Here is a 16766-nt window from a genome sequence, read left to right as displayed (position 1 = left end):
CTTTTTTTACGCCTGCTTACTTCTGGCGCACACCTTCAACCGAAATAATCAGTTCAACATCCTGCGATGCCGGGCCGAGATCGGTAGTGATGTTAAAGTCTTTCAGCTTGATCTTGCCGGAGGCTTCAAAGCCTGCGCGCACGCCGCCCCACGGGTCATTACCCTGGCCCAGCAGTTTCGCTTCCAGCTCAACCGGTTTGGTGACGCCGTTCAGGGTCAGGTTGCCGGTAATATCCAGCTCATCACCATCCTTTTTCACTGACGTTGAGGTGAAGGTCGCTTTCGGGAACTTCGCCACGTTGAGGAACTCTGCGCTGCGCAGGTGTTTATCACGCTCGGCGTGGTTGGTGTCGACACTGTTGGTATTGATGGTGACATTCACCTTGTCGGCCGCCGGGTTCGACTCATCAAAGGTAAAGTTACCGTCGAAGTCCTTAAACGTACCGTATAACCAGCTGTAACCGAGGTGCTGGATACGGAAGTTAACGAAGGCGTGCTGGCCCTCTTTATCGATCTTGTAGTCTGCCGCTACAGCAGAACCGGTGGTGAACAGCAGCGAGGCGAGAGCGAGTCCCGGCAGGATCTTCTTCATACTTATGCTCCAGAGTCAGGTGACGATTTTCCCAGCATCCGCTTGAGAGTGGCGTCTTTATCAATGAAATGGTGTTTAAAGGCAGCAAGGCCGTGCAGCACGGAGAGAACCACTACGCTCCAGGCCAGCCACAGGTGAATGGTTCCGGCGAGGTCCGCCTGCGAGCCGGCATCGGCAAGCGTGGCAGGGATCTCAAACAGGCCAAAGACGTTAATCGGTTTACCATCGGCGGTGGAGATGAGATAGCCGCTAAAGACGATGCCAAACAGCAGCAGGTAGAGAACGATATGGGCAACAACCGCGGCGATGCGCGTGGCGGTGGAGTAGCTTTTCAACGGCGGTGGTGGCGGGGAGATAAAACGCCACAGCAGGCGGATCACCAGGCCAAACATCAGCAGAATGCCGATACTTTTATGGATTTCGGGTGCCTGATGATACCAGCCATCATAATAGCTGAGCGTGACCATCCATAACCCTAAGGCGAACATGCCATACACCACGATGGCGACCAGCCAGTGAAGCGTCACGGAAATAAAACCGTAGCGCGCCGGAGAGTTGCGAAATTGCATAACGGGTCATCACTGTTAACCAAAAGTTAATTTAAAATGGCGTCAGTGAGCAAATATTGCAACTCAAAAATAACGAATTGGTTTGTTATTTTTTCTATAACATAATTTTTGAATAAGTTTGCCAGTTTATATTCAGGCTATTAGAAAGTTGAAACGTTTAAGGCAGGATTAGCAGCAGCTTAAGCCTGGTGTCATACTTCTGAAGTATTCAAAAATATTGTCTGTAAAAGACGAATAAATCGCTAAGTGTCAGCTTTTGTAAGCATTTTGGCATGCGCGACGGCAAGCACAATTAAAAGAAAGCCGACGGCTGAGAATATATGCCGCCACATTTTCACGCAGGTGATTACTTTATTTGCCACCAAAAGAAACGGCCCCGAAATAGGGCCGCCGTGAATTCAACGCGTAAAACGGGCGAGGGAGAAGGGCTGTAAATCGAAATCCAGCGTTTTCTGCTGCGCGAAGGCGCTGGCAATTTCGCCGAGCACCGGGGCAAATTTAAAGCCGTGACCGCTCAGGCCGGTTACCACCAGCGTGTTCGGCGCGTCTGGCACGGTATCGATAATAAAATCTTCATCGGGCGAGTTGTCATAGGTGCAGGACGCGCCATACAGACAGCCGCCAATGCCCGGAAGATGCTGGCGTAAAAAGGAGAAGCACTCCGAGCCGTCGCCGGCTTCTGCGCCAAACGGCGTGCGCTCGTCAGCGGCGTTAATCACCTGTCCGCCGTTGTGGCGGCCGATCTTTAACTCATTCTCATCCGCCGGGAAGCCGTAGTAGTGCTCGCCGTTCGGCATCTCGCCGGTAAAGGCCGGGAAGTTATTTTTCACGCTGTAACGGCCATCGGCCTGGAACCAGGCAAACACTTTGCGCACCGGCTGAATCGGCAGGGTTGGCAGCAGCGTTTTCGCCCAGGTGCCAGCGCTCACCAGCGCTTTTTTGCCGGAGAAGCTCCCTTCCGGGGTATCAATGGTGACGCCATCCTGATGGTGGTGCAGGGCGGTAACCGGGCAATTGAAGAGCTGCGCGCAGCCTGCCTGTTCAGCCAGCTGGACCCAGCTTTTGATCGCCAGCTCGCTGTGTAGTACGCCGGAGTCGGCTTCATAGAGCGCAATGTAATCATCAGGGACACGAATTTCTGGCCAGCGCGCCATCAGCGAGGCGGCATCGAGTTTTTCCAGCGCCAGCTTCCACTGCGCGGCGCTGGCGGCGACGTTGGCGAGGAAGGCGGAATCCGCCGGGCCAAAATTGACGACGCCGGTACGCTCAAACACAGCTTCACCGGTGAGCGTGTTCAGTTCATCCCATAACTGCTGGGCACGCAGCACCAGCGGAACATATTTCTCACCTTCGCCATAGGCGTGGCGGATCAGGCGCGTATTGCCGTGATGGCTGCCTTCATTGTGCGGCGGCATATGCGCATCGGTCATCAGCACCTTTAGCCCGGCGCGCGTGGCGTAGTAGCCCGCTGCTGCGCCGACGGATCCGCTACCGATAATAATCAGGTCGTATGTCATGGTTCTCTCCAGGCAAATGCGTGTTCAGGAGGGTAAATAACCTGGGGGGCTTATACAAGGGCAGAAAAAAGAAAGGCACCGCGAGGGTGCCTGGTATGGAGTATGCGCAGATGGTGTTAATGCCTTTTATACTCGTCTTTTTCGTAATCGCCTGATTCAATCTTGGCAATGCCCGCTTCCAGAATCGAAATAAACTGGCGGGCAACATCGGTTGTTAACCATAACGTCTGACCGATTTCAGTCCCTTCCTGAGCGGCTCTGTTCGGGGTCTGGTAGTGCAACCGAAGCATCAGTGCGTCATAGCTGTCTACGGTGCTGATGTCCCATCCGACCAGTGGATGGGTCTGGATGACTTCATTATTCTTTACCATCATAACCCCCTGTTTGGCGTGTTTTAATTAGACAACGACGTTCGAGGTTCAATGCGTGTTTTAATTTGAAGCCTTTTCAGTATATCAACAACCCGGCCTCATGATCGGGAAAATAAACACTCTGCAACATCTTTTTTGTAGTCATAGATTTTTCTTAAGCGAGTGGTGAAAAGATAAGCGACTCATTTCACTGAAAAAATCAGATGTTACGGTTTTGCTTGAAAATGAAGCAAAAAAAGCCGGGGCGACCCGGCAATAACTTCAACTTCAGAGGGAAATTAATCGGTGATAAACCAATCGTCAGCGCTTTCCCAGGTCTCTTGCAGGATTTCGCTAACGCGGTCTTTATCTTCTTTTGCGCCGCCGAGGACGGAGAGATTATTTGCCGACGCATAACGGACAGAAATTTTATTTTCGCGATCGGGATAGTGGTCATTCAGACGGCGGGATAACTCACCTGCCAGCGCATCGATAGCGCCTGCGGGTAAAGATGTGGTTCTGGCAATCGTCACTTCAATGCGCATAACAGCCCCCTGTGTAAGATACTGTATGTTTATACAGTTAATCAGAACACATTACAACAGGGGGCATAATAATTTTTAGCGCTTCACCTGCCAGCGCACGGTTTCACCGGCGAGGAAGGGCACCAGCGTATCGTCAGCCAGTGCAATCGACTCCGGCACCACGCACTCTTCCCGCACCAGTTCAATAAACGCTTCATTCACCGGCAGGCCATAGAAGCGCGGCCCGTTGAGGGAGCAGAAGGCTTCGAAGTGCTGCAGCGCATTCATCTCCTCAAACACCGTGGCGTAGCTTGCCAGCGCCGTTGGCGCATTGAAACAGCCTGCACAGCCGCAGCTCGCCTCTTTGCGATGGCGGGCATGCGGAGCCGAGTCGGTGCCTAGGAAGACGCGATCAAACCCGCTGGCGACCAGCTCACGCAGCGCCTGCTGGTGGATATTACGCTTTAAGATCGGTAAGCAGTAGAGGTGCGGGCGTACGCCGCCCACCAGCATATGGTTGCGGTTAAACAGCAAATGCTGCGGGGTGATGGTGGCGGCCAGCCGCTCATTGCCGTCGCGCACATAGTCGGCGGCATCTTTGGTGGTAATATGCTCGAATACCACCTTCAGGCCCGGCAGCCGCTTGCGCAGCGGCTCCATCACCGTCTCAATAAAGCGCGCCTCACGATCGAAAATATCGATCTCGGCGTGGGTCACTTCGCCATGCACCAGCAGCGGCATGCCGAGCGTCTCCATACGCTCAAGCACCGGCATGATGGCATCAATACTGGTGACGCCGTGGCTGGAGTTGGTGGTGGCGTTTGCCGGGTAGAGCTTCGCCGCCGTAAACACCTTTTCCGCAAAGCCGCGTTCGATCTCATCAGGATCCAGGCTGTCGGTCAGGTAGCAGGTCATCAGCGGTTCGAAGTGCTGACCGGCAGGCACCGCGTCAAGGATACGCTGACGATAGGCGATAGCCGCCTCAACGGTAGTTACAGGGGGAGCCAGATTCGGCATCACAATGGCGCGGGCGTAGGTTTCGCTGGTCCACGGCACCACGGTTTTCAGCATATCGCCGTCGCGCAGATGGAGATGCCAGTCGTCAGGACGGCGGATTTTCAAAACCTGAGGTTGTGTCATTGGAGGGCTCCGGCTAAGTGAGAAAGGGCTGTTTTTGCCGGAGACCAAGCATAAGGGGAAACGTTTTCGTTTGCATCCTTTTCCTGAAAAAAAGGGCGCCAGGCGCCCAGTGATTCAGTCGGTAAGCGGGATGACAATCTCGCCCGGCTTCACCTCAATGCCTTTGGCATATTTCTTCGCCAGCGCTTCGCCTTTGGTACTGTCTTCTTTCAGCACATAGGCCGGGCGCTGGTTAAAGTAGTTGCGCAGAGACTGGTTCAGGTAAGGCATCACGGTTTGTAGCACGGTCTGCATCTTTTCCGGTGTTACCGTCGCGTCCACCACTTCCATCTCATGCAGGTAGATTGCGCCCTGATCTTTATCAAAGGTCGGCAGCGCTTTCAGCTTCAGCTTGATCACCGCTTTTTGATTGCCGAACAGCGAGGTCATATCCAGATTGGCATCGCCCGTTAAGGTGATTTTGTTTGGCTCTTCGCGGCCAATCGCGCTGGCAAGATTGCTGAGAACAATATGCGCATCAGCCACACCCGGCACGCCAATATCTTTGGCAAAGTTATTCCGTTTCTCCAGGGCCTGGTTAATCTCCTGTTCGCTGATTGTGTATTGGGTCAGCTGATTGCAACCCACCAGCACGCCGCTCAGCATGAGTGCTGCGGCCAAAATCATCTTCTTCATGAATTCCTCAACGTGGTCCTGATGCCTCGATCGAGGTGTAGCATGCGCGACGCCCGGCGCAAAGGCCAGCAGAAAATACTTAAAGAAGGGGCGGAAGCCGGACGCTTCCGCCATGAATGGCTTAGATAGCCATGGAAGAGAGAAGGTTAACCTGGGTCTGTTTCGCCATGTTGTCGCGGTAATCGGCGACGCGGGTCGGCCACGTAATGCCGCTGACAATCGTCAGGTTACGCAGCAGCGGGAAGAGATGAATATCATCTTCCGACAGTTCGCCGTTGACGGCATTCGGCTGCACGATGTGCTTCTCCAGCGCGCGCAGATCGTCGCTGATGTTCTTCACCAGCCCGGCAGAGTGGGAGAGGTGATCGGCAAAATCGCCAATCGCCGCCTCTTTTTTGGCGGTGAAGTAGGCGCGCGCCTGCGGGGTGGAAAATTCGTCAAAGGGGGCCTGCGCGAAGCGCGGGATCAGCAGCTTATTAACGTAGCCATTCACCTTACGCAGCCACTCCTCGATCTTCGGATTGCGCGAGCCGGTCAGCAGCGGTTGACCGTCGAGCTTATCAACGTAGTGAACAATATCGAGGCTTTCGGGCAGGTAGCGGCTGTCATCTTTTTGCAGGATCGGCGCCATCTTCTGACCAATCATGCGGGTCGGCGTCGCTTCGTCATCGCTTTGCAGGACATGGAGTTCAACCGGGAGATTCTTAAGGCCGAAAATCATGCGGGCTTTTACACAGAAAGGGCAGTGATCGTAAATGTAGAGTTTCACGTTTCTCCTCCATACTGGTTTATCCATCACTAATCAGTATGGAAGAGAGGTAGAGGTGGCGCAAATCAGGCGCCGGGTTCGAGCATCGGCGGCTGAACGCGGCGGGGGGCAAACTGCCACAGCAGCGCAAGGGAGGTGATAAGCCCAATCACGCCGAGCATCATCCACGGCAGCTCCGGCTGGCGAAAGGCTTTCCCGGCGTCAAACAGCCAGCCGCCGCCGGCATAGCCAAGCGCGCCGCCAAAGGCCAGACCTAAGCGGCTAAAGCCCATATAACTGCCGCGCGCCCGCGCATCGGCCAGCTGCGCGCTCAGGGTTTCCCGCGCCGGTTCGGCGATAATCGAGCCGATATAGAAGGTGCAGATAAGTGTAAAAAGCTGTTGCAGGGAGCCGACCATGCCCATCGGAAAGAGGCTGAATGACATCACCACCAGGCCGAACATCAAGCGCTGCTCAAGGCGAAAGCGTTTTTCGCTCCAGCGAGCAATCGGGTAGAGCAGCGTCAGCGAGAGACAGGCCTCAATGGCGTACATCCATTTAACTGGCGTCGGCGAACCGGCAACGTCGTTGACCATAATCGGCAGCATCAGCATCACCTGTACCGCCAGCATGTAGTAACCGCTGAGCGTTAAGACATAGGTGACGAACTTCTTGTCACGCAGCACGCGGGCTAAGCCTTCGCGCACCGGCGTTTTCGCCGTCGAGAGCTTCCACGCCGGCAGCAGCCAGGCGTTAAAGCCGGCGCAGAGGATAAACATCAGCGCCCCGGCGGCGCACACCAGACGGAAATCATATTGCAGCAGCCAGCTGCCGAGTAGCGCGCCGATAACCGCCCCGGCGCTATCCTGCATCATCAGTAGCGAGAAGAAGCGTCCGCGCTGGCGAGGACGCACCAGTTTGACCACCAGCGCCGAACGCGGCGGGTCGAACAGCGTGCCGCCAAGCCCGGAAAGGATACAGGAGAGCCATAGCACCCACGGCTCATGTGCCATCCCCATCGCCGCGAATCCCGCTGCGCGCATCAGCATGCCGGTGACAATCAGCGGTTTTGCGCCAAAGCGGTCGGCGATCGCGCCGCCAAACATGCCTAGCCCCTGCTGAATAAACTGACGCAGGCCGAGCGCGATCCCGACCATCAGCGCGGCCCAGCCAAGTTGATCAACAAAACGAATGGAAATCAGGGGGAAGACAACAAAAAAACCGAGCACCACCAAAAAATTATCGACCAGCAGGAAATATTTACCCAGGCTCCTTGCCTGCGAGATGCGCGCCATTTCCCCTCCGGGAAATCAGAAAAAGGTGACGCCTCTATTCTGCGGCTTCGGCAACCGTTTTCACACATTCACCGCGACAATATTTTTTTATCAAGGCGGGCGTTTGATTGAGACTTTTCATCGAAAAGGGGGCGCGGCGCAGAAAATGCCATGTTGCTGTTTTCACAGAGTCGCAGAGCAAAGGTATAGTAAAGAGAAGGGGTAAAAAAAGCCGCGAAACGAAGGAGTGGTAAACATGTTTGGCTATCGCAGTAATGTGCCGAAAGTACGCTTGGTAACGGACAGATTAGTGGTGCGCCTGGTTCACGAGCGCGATGCGTGGCGGCTTGCGGATTATTATGCGGAAAATCGCCAGTTTTTAAAGCCCTGGGAGCCTGTCCGCGATGAGAGCCACTGTTACCCTTCCGGCTGGCAGGCGCGTCTGGGGATGATCAATGAGTTTCATAAACAGGGCTCCGCTTTTTACTTCGCCCTGCTCGATCCCGAAGAGAAAGAGATCGTCGGCGTCGCCAACTTTTCCAACGTGGTGCGCGGCTCGTTTCACGCCTGTTATCTCGGCTACTCCATCGGCCAGAAGTGGCAGGGTCAAGGCCTGATGTTTGAAGCCCTGACATCCGCCATTCGCTATATGCAGCGCACGCAACATATGCACCGCATAATGGCCAACTATATGCCGCACAATAAACGCAGCGGCGACTTGCTGGCGCGCCTCGGGTTTGAAAAAGAGGGCTATGCCAAATCCTATTTATTGATTGACGGGCAGTGGCGCGACCACGTCCTCACCGCATTAACCGCCCAGGAGTGGACTCCGGGACGCTAAGGAGCAGAGATGAAGTATCAACTCACCGCCATCGAGGCGCGGGTTATCGGCTGCCTGCTGGAGAAGCAGGTCACCACGCCGGAGCAGTATCCGCTTTCCATCAACGGCGTGGTGACGGCCTGTAATCAGAAAACCAACCGCGAGCCGGTGATGAACCTGAGCGAGCAGGAGGTGCAACAGGTGCTTGATGAGCTGGTGAAGCGTCACTACCTGCGCACCGTCAGCGGTTTTGGTAATCGGGTGACTAAATATGAGCAGCGCTTCTGTAACTCTGAATTTGGCGATCTGAAGTTAAGCCCGGCAGAGGTGGCGCTTATCGCCACGCTGTTGCTGCGCGGGCCGCAAACGCCGGGTGAACTGCGTGGCCGTGCGGAACGCATGCACCGTTTTTCTGATATGGCCGAGGTGGAAAACGCCCTTGAGCAACTGGCAAACCGTGAAGATGGCCCCTATGTGGTGCGCCTGCCGCGCGAGCCGGGCAAGCGTGAAAGCCGCTATATGCACCTCTTCAGTGGCGATATGCAGACGCTGATCAATGTAGTCGAAGCCGTAGCGCCCTCCGAGCAGACGCTTGAGGCGCGCGTTGAGGCGCTGGAGATCGAAGTTGCGGAACTGAAGCAGCGTCTCGATTCGCTGCTGGCACATTTAGGGGATTAAGCGTGGCGACATTACGGATTGGTGTAGTAGGGCTGGGCGGTATCGCGCAGAAAGCCTGGTTGCCGGTGCTGGGCGCGGCAACGGAGTGGACGTTGGCGGCGGCCTGGTCGCCAACGCGGGATAAAGCCCTGCGAGTGTGTGAAACCTGGCGCATTCCTTATGCAGATTCGCTGGCATCGCTGGCGGCACAGTGCGATGCGGTTTTCGTGCACACCTCAACCGCCTCACATTTTGCTGTGGTGAGCGAGCTGCTCAACCTTGGCGTGCATGTCTGCGTTGATAAACCGCTGGCGGAAAACCTGAAAGATGCCGAGCGCTTAGTCGAGCTGGCGGCGCGCAAAAAGCTGACGCTGATGGTTGGCTTTAACCGCCGCTTCTCGCCGCTCTACCGCGAGTTGAAACAGCAGATGCCGCAGGCGGCGTCGCTGCGTATGGATAAACACCGCGCCGATAGCGTCGGGCCGCACGACCTGCGCTTTACGCTGCTTGATGACTACCTCCATGTGGTCGACACTGCGCTATGGCTGGCGGGCGGTCGTGTACAGATCCAGAGCGGCACGCTGCAAACCACCGACGACGGCGCAATGCTCTATGCTGAGCACCACTTCAGCGCCGACACGCTGCACATCACTACCAGTATGCACCGGCGGGCGGGCAGCCAGCGCGAGTGGGTGCAGGCGGTGACCGACGGCGGGCTGGTGGATATTACTGATATGCGCGAGTGGCGCGAAGAGCGCGGGCAGGGGGTTATCGCGCGCCCAATCCCCGGCTGGCAGAGCGTGCTGGAGCAGCGCGGTTTTGCCGGCTGCGCGCGCCACTTTATCGAGTGTGTGCAAAATCAGACGGTTCCGGAAACGGCGGGCGAGCAGGCGATCCTTGCGCAGCGCGTGGTGGAGAAGCTCTGGCGCGAGGCGATGAGTGAATAATGCGGGGTAACGCAGGCGATAGTAATTCGCTTTTTTCCCTGTAGACTAAGCGCTTCGCTGTATCCCAACGCCTGCATTGCAGGCGTTGTGTCTTATGGAAACCAGAATGAACCTACTCAAATCGCTGGCGGCAGTCAGCTCCATGACAATGTTTTCCCGCGTGCTGGGCTTCGCGCGCGATGCCATTGTGGCACGGGTGTTTGGTGCAGGGATGGCAACGGACGCCTTCTTTGTCGCCTTTAAACTGCCCAACCTGTTACGGCGTATTTTTGCCGAGGGCGCCTTTTCCCAGGCCTTTGTGCCGATCCTCGCCGAGTACAAAAGCAAACAGGGCGAAGATGCCACCCGCGTCTTTGTCGCCTATGTTTCAGGCCTGCTGACCCTTGCGCTGGCGATAGTCACCGTTATCGGGATGCTCGCCGCCCCCTGGGTGATCCTCGTTACTGCGCCGGGGTTTGCCGATACGGCAGATAAATTCAACCTCACCTCGCAGCTGCTGCGCATCACCTTTCCCTATATTCTGCTGATCTCGCTGGCGTCGCTGGCGGGGGCGATCCTCAATACCTGGAACCGCTTCTCAGTGCCGGCGTTTGCGCCCACCTTTCTCAATGTCAGCATGATTGGTTTTGCGCTCTTCGCCGCGCCTTACTTCCATCCGCCGGTGCTGGCGCTGGCCTGGGCGGTCACCGTTGGCGGCGTGCTGCAACTGGTCTATCAACTGCCGCATCTGAAGAAGATTGGCATGCTGGTGCTGCCGCGCATCAACCTGCGCGACGCGGGGGCGATGCGGGTGGTGAAGCAGATGGGGCCGGCGATCCTTGGCGTTTCTGTCAGCCAGATCTCGCTTATCATCAACACCATATTCGCCTCGTTCCTCGTCTCCGGCTCCGTGTCGTGGATGTATTACGCTGACCGCTTAATGGAGTTCCCCTCCGGCGTGCTGGGCGTGGCGCTCGGGACAATCCTGCTGCCGTCGCTGTCGAAAAGTTTCTCCAGCGGCAATCAGGAGGAGTATTGCCGCTTGATGGACTGGGGCCTGCGCCTCTGTTTCCTGCTGGCGCTGCCCAGTGCCGTAGCGCTCGGCATTCTCGCCAAGCCGTTGACCGTTTCGCTGTTCCAGTATGGTAAATTCACCGCCTTTGATGCGGCAATGACTCAGCGCGCGCTGATCGCCTACTCGGTCGGGTTGATGGGTTTGATCGTGGTGAAGGTCTTGGCACCAGGCTTCTATTCACGCCAGGACATTAAAACGCCGGTCAAAATCGCCATTGTGACGCTGCTGATGACCCAGGTGATGAACCTGGCCTTTATCGGCCCGCTGAAGCATGCCGGGCTGTCGCTGTCGATTGGTCTGGCGGCCTGTCTCAATGCCAGCCTGCTCTACTGGCAGCTGCGCAAGCAGAAGATCTTTACCCCGCAGCCGGGCTGGAGCCGTTTTCTGCTTCGTCTGGTGATTGCCGTGGTAGTCATGGCCGCCGCGCTGGTAGGGATGCTGTATGTGATGCCTGACTGGGCGACAGGAACAATGCCGTACCGCTTGCTGCGCCTGATGATAGTGGTTGGGGCGGGTATTGTTGCTTACTTTGTTACCCTTGCGCTGCTCGGGTTTAAAGTGAAAGAGTTCGCGCGCCGGACGGTATAAAAAGCAACGCAAAAAGCCAGAGGGAGACCCCTGGCATATTCACAACGGCGTAGTCACGCTATCGTCGAATTAAATCGCAATCTTCTTGCCGCCGCGATTGGCGGATGAGGCATAGCCATTCGCACCGTAGAGGCTCGGTTCCTGATGCGGTTTCAGGACTTCCAGTGCCTGCTGGTTGCGCGCGATTTGCCCCTCCAGCAGCCAGCCGTTGTGCTGGTTGAGGTCGCGTAAATGCTGCGTTTTCTGCGTGATGATCTGCCAGCGATTGGCAACATCGCCTGAGGCGTTTTGTTGCGTTTTCTGTTCGGCACGACGCTGCTGCTCAAGGTAGTCCAGCGTCGCGAGCAAGGAGCTTTTCTCCTCCGTAATGCGCTGTAGCGCGCTGCCATTGAGATGGCCAACGGAAAGCTGTTTTTGCTCAGTATCCATCACGTCTTTCAGAGCGCTCAGGATAACTGTCATTTGATCAAGAATATCTGACAGTCGATTCATACGGTTATTTACTCTGTAAGTAACTCTTCGCTTCGTTAATCAGGGCATCAGCAATTTTGCCGGTGTCCATTTTGAGTTCACCATTACGAATCGCGGTTTTCAGTTTTTCAACGCGTTCCATATTGATGTCGTTAGCGCCCGCCTGCATCAGCCTGGTTTGGGAACCGCTGAGCGTGACGTTGGTGCTGTTTGCCGTCGCGGCAGTTTCCTGACGCGTTTTCTGCGTCTGGGTTTCGTTAGTCTCACGCTGTTGAACGGTGTTAACCGGCTTCAGGGAAGAGGTACGATCGATGCTCATAATGTTTCCTCATTGAGGTTCGCGGCGTTTCGGGCCAGATTTCTTCAGTCTTACTAACTTATCGGCAGATAGCATTAGTTCTTTAAGCAATTTATAGGTTAATAAGAATATTCCCATCAGAATTAACCGTGCCGCTAACTATCTGCCCTGAAGCCATGCGAACACGGGCATTTTGCGCCACTGCCGCATTGTTCATCGCCTGACCTTCGCTGTTCACACTAAAGCCATCTCCGGACGCCACAACCTGTACGCGCTGGCCGGCTTTAATCCGCCATGCCTGACGCACCATTGAGAGCTGAATTGCCTGACCCGGCGCCAGATCGCGCAAGCTTACCGCGTCCTGCGCCATGTTGATATCGAGCATGGTTCTCGGCGGCAACTGATCGAGCCGGCCGCGCTGTAACGCCACGCTCCCGGCCTGCAATGTCGCGCCGCGCGCAACAGGCTGCACCGCCACGACATAGTTGCCGGTCGCCTGGACTTCGACCTGCACAAAGCGTTTCGTACCCGCGCAGTTCGCCATCACATTCATGTTGCCCCACAGCTTCGCGCCGCCCACCACGCTCAGGGTCGGCTGATCGCATGCCGGTAACTGGCTTTGCGGGGTGCGAATGTTTACCACCACCTCATCGCTAAAGCCAGCCAGACGCTGGGCGAAAAGCGACGTCAGTTGCGCCTGCAGATCCGCTGCCTGAGAAAAGGGGCTTAATAACAATAAGATTGCGGCTACACCGCCTTTCAACGTCTTCATCGCAAAACAAGCCTGTTGAACCAGATGAGGAGATTTTAACCGCTTTGCAAATCTATCAACGCAAAAAATAGCGACGCATTTTGCCCTTATTCCAACGATAAGTTTGCAAGGGGCGATTTAAGCTGTTGGCTAAATAATTGTCATCAGTGAGGGAGCCATGCTCGATAAACTTGATGCCGCACTGCGCTTTCAACAGGAAGCGCTGAACCTGAGCGCCCAGCGCCAGGAGATTCTGGCAGCAAATATTGCTAACGCCGACACCCCAGGGTTTCAGGCGCGCGATATGGATTTTTCCAGTGAATTAAAAAAAGTGATGGAGCGCGGTCGGGCTGAAGGCAGCGGTGTATCGCTGGCGCTCACCTCTTCGCGCCACATTCCGGCGCAGGCGATGACCGGCCCGTCTACCGATCTGCTTTATCGCATTCCCGATCAACCATCGCTGGATGGCAACACCGTCGATATGGATCGTGAACGTACCCAGTTCGCCGACAACAGCGTCAAATACCAGACCGGGTTGACCGTGCTGGGCGGGCAGATCAAAAGCATGATGAGTGTTCTGCAACAGGGGAACTAATTAAATGGCATTACTGAATATCTTTGATGTCGCAGGCTCCGCGCTGACCGCACAGTCCAAACGTATGAACGTCGCCGCCAGTAACCTGGCGAACGCCGACAGCGTAACCGGACCCGACGGTCAGCCGTATCGCGCTAAACAGGTTGTCTTTCAGGTCGATGCAGCACCGGGCCAGGCAACGGGCGGCGTAAAAGTGGCGGATGTGATTGAAAGCCAGGCGCCGGACAAGCTGGTGTATGAACCTGGTAACCCGCTGGCAGATGCAAGCGGCTACGTAAAAATGCCTAACGTCGATGTCGTGGGCGAAATGGTTAACAGCATGTCCGCGTCGCGCAGCTACCAGGCGAACGTTGAAGTGCTGAACACCGTGAAGAGCATGATGCTCAAAACGCTCACTCTCGGTCAGTAAAGGGGCCCCGTATGTCTATCAGCGTAAATATTAACGACCCGATTAACAACGGCGTCTCGACGACCAGTAAAACGTCCGGTACCACGGCTACCGGCACTAACAGCGCATCCGACCTTCAGGGCAGCTTTTTGACGCTGCTGGTTGCGCAGTTAAAGAACCAGGATCCCACCAACCCGCTGCAGAACAACGAGCTGACCACGCAGCTGGCGCAGATCAGCACCGTAAGCGGGATTGAGAAACTGAATACCACCCTCGGCTCCATCTCCGGACAGCTTGATAACAATCAGTCGCTGCAGGCGAGCACCCTGATTGGTCACGGCGTGATGATCCCGGGACAGACCGTGCTGGTGGGCAAAGGAACATCCACGCCGTTTGGCGTAGAACTGACGCAGACTGCCGACAAAGTGACCGCCATCGTGAGCGATAAGAGCGGTACGCCGGTACGGACTATTGAACTCGGCGGTCTGAAAGCTGGCGTCCACACCTTTAGTTGGGACGGCAAAATGACAGATGGCAGCGTAGCACCGGATAACTCATATACGGTATCTATCGCGGCCAGCTCCGGCACAACGCAGCTGGTTGCACAACCGCTGCAGTTTGCGCTGGTACAGGGTGTCACCCGCGGCGACAAGGGAAGCACACTGGATTTAGGTACTTACGGAAGTACCACACTCGACGAAGTACGACAGATTATTTAAAGCCTTCATACTTATCAGGAGTAAGTCATGGCCTTTTCACAAGCGGTCAGCGGCCTGAATGCTGCGGCCACCAACCTCGATGTCATTGGTAACAACATTGCCAACTCCGCCACCTATGGCTTTAAATCCGGATCTGCGTCCTTCGCCGATATGTTTGCCGGTTCTAAAGTAGGTCTCGGCGTTAAAGTGGCAGGTATTACTCAGGACTTCGCTGACGGCACCACCACCAACACCGGTCGTGGCCTCGACGTCGCACTGAGCGGCAACGGTTTCTTCCGTGTGACCGACAGCAACGGTTCTGTTTACTACAGCCGTAACGGTCAGTTCAAACTCGACGAAAACCGCAACCTGGTTAACATGCAGGGTATGCAGGTGACCGGTTTCCCGGTAGCCGGCACACCGCCTGCGGTGCAGAGCGGCGCAAACCCGTCTGCCATCACCATCCCTAACACCCTGATGGCGGCGAAAGCCACCACCACGGCGGCGATGCAGATGAACCTGAACTCAACGGACTCCACCCCGACGGTTAGCCCGTTCGATCCGACGAACTCAGACTCTTATAACAAAAAAGGCACTGTCACCACCTATGACAGCCTGGGTAACTCCCACGCCGTTGACGTTTACTACGTTAAAAACAGCGCCAACAAATGGGATGTCTACACCCAGGACTCCAGCGTAGCGGGCTCTTCTTACCAGAAAGCCGCGCAGATGACCTTTACCAGCAACGGTACGCTCTCTGCGGTCAACAACTACACCGAAGTCTCTCCGGCGACCTCTCCGCGTACCTGGAACCTGTCGGCGACCGCTAACGCTCAGCCGCAGATCAACATCGGTCTGGCCAGCCTGAACGGCTCTGCCGCCAGCACCTTTAGCCTGAGCTTCCTGAACTCAATGCAGCAGAACACTGGCACCAGCGGTGTGGTGGCTATCAACCAGAACGGTTACGCGCCGGGTTCACTGGTGAGCTACGCCATTAACGATGACGGCACCGTTGTCGGTAGCTACTCCAACGAACAGTCGCAGCTGCTGGGTCAGATCGTGCTGGCGAACTTCGCCAACAACGAAGGCCTGCAGTCTCAGGGTGACAACGTTTGGTCTGCTACCAACTCCTCTGGTGTTGCGCTGCTCGGCACCGCCGGCACCGGTAACTTCGGCAAGCTGACCAACGGCGCGCTGGAAGCCTCAAACGTGGATCTGAGTAAAGAACTGGTCAACATGATCGTCGCGCAGCGTAACTATCAGTCGAACGCGCAGACCATCAAAACCCAGGATCAGATCCTTAACACGCTGGTTAACCTGCGTTAATCGACTGACGGGACGGCTTAATGGATCACGCAATATATACCGCGATGGGCGCAGCCAGCCAGACGCTGAATCAGCAGGCTGTCACCGCCAGCAACCTCGCGAATGCTTCCACACCGGGCTTTCGCGCCCAGCTGAACGCGCTGCGCGCGGTGCCGGTAGAAGGGCTTTCCCTGCCTACCCGCACGCTGGTGGTGGCCTCCACGCCTGGCGCCGATATGACGCCGGGTCAACTGGACTACACCTCACGCCCGCTTGATGTGGCGTTGCAGCAGGATGGTTGGCTGGCAGTGCAAACGGCGGACGGCTCGGAAGGTTACACCCGTAACGGCAATATCCAGGTGAGCCCGACCGGTCAGTTGACGATTCAGGGCCATCCAGTGATTGGCGAAGGCGGTCCGATTGCCGTACCGGAAGGGGCGCAGGTCACTATCGCCGCTGACGGTACGATTTCGGCGCTCAACCCTGGCGACGCGGCGAATACCATCGCGCCTGTCGGCAAGCTGAAGCTGGTAAAAGCAGAACCGCGCGAAATAGTGCGCGGTGATGACGGTCTTTTCCGTCTCAGCCAGAGCGCGCAGGCGACCCGTGGCGCAACGTTGCAGCCTGACCCCTCCATTCGCGTGCAGTCTGGCGTACTGGAAGGCAGTAACGTGAAACCGGTCGAGTCGATGACCGATATGATCGCCAGCGCGCGCCGTTTCGAAATGCAGATGAAGATCATCAGCAGCGTCGATGAAAACGAGCAGCGTGCTAACCAATTGCTGTCAATGGGCTAATAAACAGG

21 protein-coding genes are annotated in these 16766 nt (G+C 56.1%); 9 read left to right on the top strand and 12 right to left on the bottom strand.

Translation table 11 applies throughout. From position 1 onward, the window contains the following. Nucleotides 1-16 precede the first annotated feature (16 nt). From SOM48_RS02450 to mdtH, 9 genes are all read right to left on the bottom strand, one after another. Entirely contained in the window at nucleotides 17-592 is a 576-nt protein-coding gene (locus tag SOM48_RS02450) for a YceI family protein (protein ID WP_128483205.1), read from the bottom strand. Between the two features lie 2 nt (nucleotides 593-594). Next, nucleotides 595-1161: a cytochrome b gene (locus tag SOM48_RS02445; protein WP_054803145.1), complete on the bottom strand. Its 567-nt coding sequence runs from the start codon at nucleotides 1159-1161 to the stop codon at nucleotides 595-597. Nucleotides 1162-1559: 398 nt separating this feature from the next. Next, nucleotides 1560-2678 (bottom strand): N-methyl-L-tryptophan oxidase, encoded by a 1119-nt coding sequence (gene solA, locus SOM48_RS02440; protein ID WP_313276030.1) that lies wholly within the window; start codon nucleotides 2676-2678, stop codon nucleotides 1560-1562. 116 nt (nucleotides 2679-2794) lie between these two features. Continuing rightward, on the bottom strand, nucleotides 2795-3049 hold the full coding sequence (bssS, locus tag SOM48_RS02435) for a biofilm formation regulator BssS (RefSeq protein WP_023481711.1): 255 nt from the start codon (nucleotides 3047-3049) through the stop codon (nucleotides 2795-2797). A gap of 278 nt (nucleotides 3050-3327) precedes the next feature. Next, the gene (gene dinI / locus SOM48_RS02430) at nucleotides 3328-3573 is read right to left on the bottom strand and encodes a DNA damage-inducible protein I (protein ID WP_042714746.1); all 246 of its coding nucleotides are present in this window, start codon (nucleotides 3571-3573) and stop codon (nucleotides 3328-3330) included. 75 nt (nucleotides 3574-3648) lie between these two features. After that, on the bottom strand, nucleotides 3649-4692 hold the full coding sequence (gene pyrC, locus SOM48_RS02425) for a dihydroorotase (protein WP_139567108.1): 1044 nt from the start codon (nucleotides 4690-4692) through the stop codon (nucleotides 3649-3651). 114 nt (nucleotides 4693-4806) lie between these two features. Then, nucleotides 4807-5367, bottom strand: coding sequence for a lipoprotein (locus SOM48_RS02420; RefSeq protein WP_054803152.1), 561 nt, complete (start codon nucleotides 5365-5367; stop codon nucleotides 4807-4809). A gap of 121 nt (nucleotides 5368-5488) precedes the next feature. Continuing rightward, nucleotides 5489-6136 (bottom strand): glutaredoxin 2, encoded by a 648-nt coding sequence (gene grxB / locus SOM48_RS02415; RefSeq protein WP_023481875.1) that lies wholly within the window; start codon nucleotides 6134-6136, stop codon nucleotides 5489-5491. Nucleotides 6137-6201: 65 nt separating this feature from the next. Then, entirely contained in the window at nucleotides 6202-7410 is a 1209-nt protein-coding gene (gene mdtH / locus SOM48_RS02410; RefSeq protein ID WP_320511366.1) for a multidrug efflux MFS transporter MdtH, read from the bottom strand. A 235-nt stretch (nucleotides 7411-7645) separates the two neighbouring features. On the opposite strand from mdtH, the gene rimJ reads away from it, so the two are divergent. From rimJ to murJ, 4 genes are all read left to right on the top strand, one after another. Continuing rightward, nucleotides 7646-8230, top strand: a complete 585-nt coding sequence (rimJ, locus tag SOM48_RS02405; protein WP_076769679.1) for a ribosomal protein S5-alanine N-acetyltransferase — start codon at nucleotides 7646-7648, stop codon at nucleotides 8228-8230. A 9-nt stretch (nucleotides 8231-8239) separates the two neighbouring features. Then, nucleotides 8240-8887, top strand: coding sequence for a YceH family protein (locus SOM48_RS02400; protein WP_288880247.1), 648 nt, complete (start codon nucleotides 8240-8242; stop codon nucleotides 8885-8887). Between the two features lie 2 nt (nucleotides 8888-8889). After that, nucleotides 8890-9813 carry a Gfo/Idh/MocA family protein gene (locus SOM48_RS02395; protein WP_139567106.1) on the top strand — a complete coding sequence of 308 codons (924 nt, stop codon included), beginning with the start codon at nucleotides 8890-8892 and terminating at the stop codon, nucleotides 9811-9813. Between the two features lie 106 nt (nucleotides 9814-9919). Continuing rightward, nucleotides 9920-11455 (top strand): murein biosynthesis integral membrane protein MurJ, encoded by a 1536-nt coding sequence (murJ, locus tag SOM48_RS02390; RefSeq protein ID WP_139964968.1) that lies wholly within the window; start codon nucleotides 9920-9922, stop codon nucleotides 11453-11455. A gap of 69 nt (nucleotides 11456-11524) precedes the next feature. Here the strand turns inward: murJ and flgN are convergent, their stop codons facing one another. The 3 genes from flgN to flgA form a co-directional block, all read right to left on the bottom strand. Next, nucleotides 11525-11947, bottom strand: a complete 423-nt coding sequence (gene flgN / locus SOM48_RS02385; RefSeq protein ID WP_023481860.1) for a flagella biosynthesis chaperone FlgN — start codon at nucleotides 11945-11947, stop codon at nucleotides 11525-11527. A gap of 4 nt (nucleotides 11948-11951) precedes the next feature. After that, on the bottom strand, nucleotides 11952-12245 hold the full coding sequence (gene flgM, locus SOM48_RS02380; RefSeq protein ID WP_054803927.1) for a flagellar biosynthesis anti-sigma factor FlgM: 294 nt from the start codon (nucleotides 12243-12245) through the stop codon (nucleotides 11952-11954). Nucleotides 12246-12336: 91 nt separating this feature from the next. After that, nucleotides 12337-12996, bottom strand: coding sequence for a flagellar basal body P-ring formation chaperone FlgA (gene flgA, locus SOM48_RS02375; RefSeq protein WP_023481632.1), 660 nt, complete (start codon nucleotides 12994-12996; stop codon nucleotides 12337-12339). Between the two features lie 157 nt (nucleotides 12997-13153). On the opposite strand from flgA, the gene flgB reads away from it, so the two are divergent. Genes flgB through SOM48_RS02350 form a run of 5 tightly spaced genes read left to right on the top strand, consistent with a single transcriptional unit; the run spans nucleotide 13154 to nucleotide 16758 of the window. Next, nucleotides 13154-13570: a flagellar basal body rod protein FlgB gene (gene flgB, locus SOM48_RS02370; protein WP_023481616.1), complete on the top strand. Its 417-nt coding sequence runs from the start codon at nucleotides 13154-13156 to the stop codon at nucleotides 13568-13570. Nucleotides 13571-13574: 4 nt separating this feature from the next. Further along, the gene (flgC, locus tag SOM48_RS02365) at nucleotides 13575-13979 is read left to right on the top strand and encodes a flagellar basal body rod protein FlgC (protein WP_023481372.1); all 405 of its coding nucleotides are present in this window, start codon (nucleotides 13575-13577) and stop codon (nucleotides 13977-13979) included. Between the two features lie 11 nt (nucleotides 13980-13990). Continuing rightward, nucleotides 13991-14677, top strand: coding sequence for a flagellar hook assembly protein FlgD (gene flgD, locus SOM48_RS02360; protein WP_094420237.1), 687 nt, complete (start codon nucleotides 13991-13993; stop codon nucleotides 14675-14677). 27 nt (nucleotides 14678-14704) lie between these two features. Further along, nucleotides 14705-15982, top strand: a complete 1278-nt coding sequence (gene flgE / locus SOM48_RS02355; protein WP_313163672.1) for a flagellar hook protein FlgE — start codon at nucleotides 14705-14707, stop codon at nucleotides 15980-15982. Between the two features lie 20 nt (nucleotides 15983-16002). Further along, nucleotides 16003-16758 carry a flagellar basal body rod protein FlgF gene (locus SOM48_RS02350; protein ID WP_094420236.1) on the top strand — a complete coding sequence of 252 codons (756 nt, stop codon included), beginning with the start codon at nucleotides 16003-16005 and terminating at the stop codon, nucleotides 16756-16758. The last annotated feature ends 8 nt before the right edge of the window (nucleotides 16759-16766 follow it).

The sequence above is a fragment of the Kosakonia sp. CFBP8986 genome, from assembly GCF_034044935.1.
GTDB lineage: Bacteria > Pseudomonadota > Gammaproteobacteria > Enterobacterales > Enterobacteriaceae > Kosakonia > Kosakonia cowanii.
Note: the sequence above shows the minus strand (reverse complement) of the source record. Positions and strands in the feature narration are given on the sequence as shown.

What these genes read in the sequence shown, in the direction of transcription:
- SOM48_RS02450 (WP_128483205.1), bottom strand. Translation starts at nt 592, where the DNA reads ATGAAGAAGATCCTGCCGGGACTCGCTCTCGCCTCGCTGCTGTTCACC.
- SOM48_RS02445 (WP_054803145.1), bottom strand. Translation starts at nt 1,161, where the DNA reads ATGCAATTTCGCAACTCTCCGGCGCGCTACGGTTTTATTTCCGTGACG.
- solA (WP_313276030.1), bottom strand. Translation starts at nt 2,678, where the DNA reads ATGACATACGACCTGATTATTATCGGTAGCGGATCCGTCGGCGCAGCA.
- bssS (WP_023481711.1), bottom strand. Translation starts at nt 3,049, where the DNA reads ATGGTAAAGAATAATGAAGTCATCCAGACCCATCCACTGGTCGGATGG.
- dinI (WP_042714746.1), bottom strand. Translation starts at nt 3,573, where the DNA reads ATGCGCATTGAAGTGACGATTGCCAGAACCACATCTTTACCCGCAGGC.
- pyrC (WP_139567108.1), bottom strand. Translation starts at nt 4,692, where the DNA reads ATGACACAACCTCAGGTTTTGAAAATCCGCCGTCCTGACGACTGGCAT.
- SOM48_RS02420 (WP_054803152.1), bottom strand. Translation starts at nt 5,367, where the DNA reads ATGAAGAAGATGATTTTGGCCGCAGCACTCATGCTGAGCGGCGTGCTG.
- mdtH (WP_320511366.1), bottom strand. Translation starts at nt 7,410, where the DNA reads ATGGCGCGCATCTCGCAGGCAAGGAGCCTGGGTAAATATTTCCTGCTG.
- rimJ (WP_076769679.1), top strand. Translation starts at nt 7,646, where the DNA reads ATGTTTGGCTATCGCAGTAATGTGCCGAAAGTACGCTTGGTAACGGAC.
- SOM48_RS02400 (WP_288880247.1), top strand. Translation starts at nt 8,240, where the DNA reads ATGAAGTATCAACTCACCGCCATCGAGGCGCGGGTTATCGGCTGCCTG.
- murJ (WP_139964968.1), top strand. Translation starts at nt 9,920, where the DNA reads ATGAACCTACTCAAATCGCTGGCGGCAGTCAGCTCCATGACAATGTTT.
- flgN (WP_023481860.1), bottom strand. Translation starts at nt 11,947, where the DNA reads ATGAATCGACTGTCAGATATTCTTGATCAAATGACAGTTATCCTGAGC.
- flgM (WP_054803927.1), bottom strand. Translation starts at nt 12,245, where the DNA reads ATGAGCATCGATCGTACCTCTTCCCTGAAGCCGGTTAACACCGTTCAA.
- flgA (WP_023481632.1), bottom strand. Translation starts at nt 12,996, where the DNA reads ATGAAGACGTTGAAAGGCGGTGTAGCCGCAATCTTATTGTTATTAAGC.
- flgB (WP_023481616.1), top strand. Translation starts at nt 13,154, where the DNA reads ATGCTCGATAAACTTGATGCCGCACTGCGCTTTCAACAGGAAGCGCTG.
- flgC (WP_023481372.1), top strand. Translation starts at nt 13,575, where the DNA reads ATGGCATTACTGAATATCTTTGATGTCGCAGGCTCCGCGCTGACCGCA.
- flgD (WP_094420237.1), top strand. Translation starts at nt 13,991, where the DNA reads ATGTCTATCAGCGTAAATATTAACGACCCGATTAACAACGGCGTCTCG.
- flgE (WP_313163672.1), top strand. Translation starts at nt 14,705, where the DNA reads ATGGCCTTTTCACAAGCGGTCAGCGGCCTGAATGCTGCGGCCACCAAC.
- SOM48_RS02350 (WP_094420236.1), top strand. Translation starts at nt 16,003, where the DNA reads ATGGATCACGCAATATATACCGCGATGGGCGCAGCCAGCCAGACGCTG.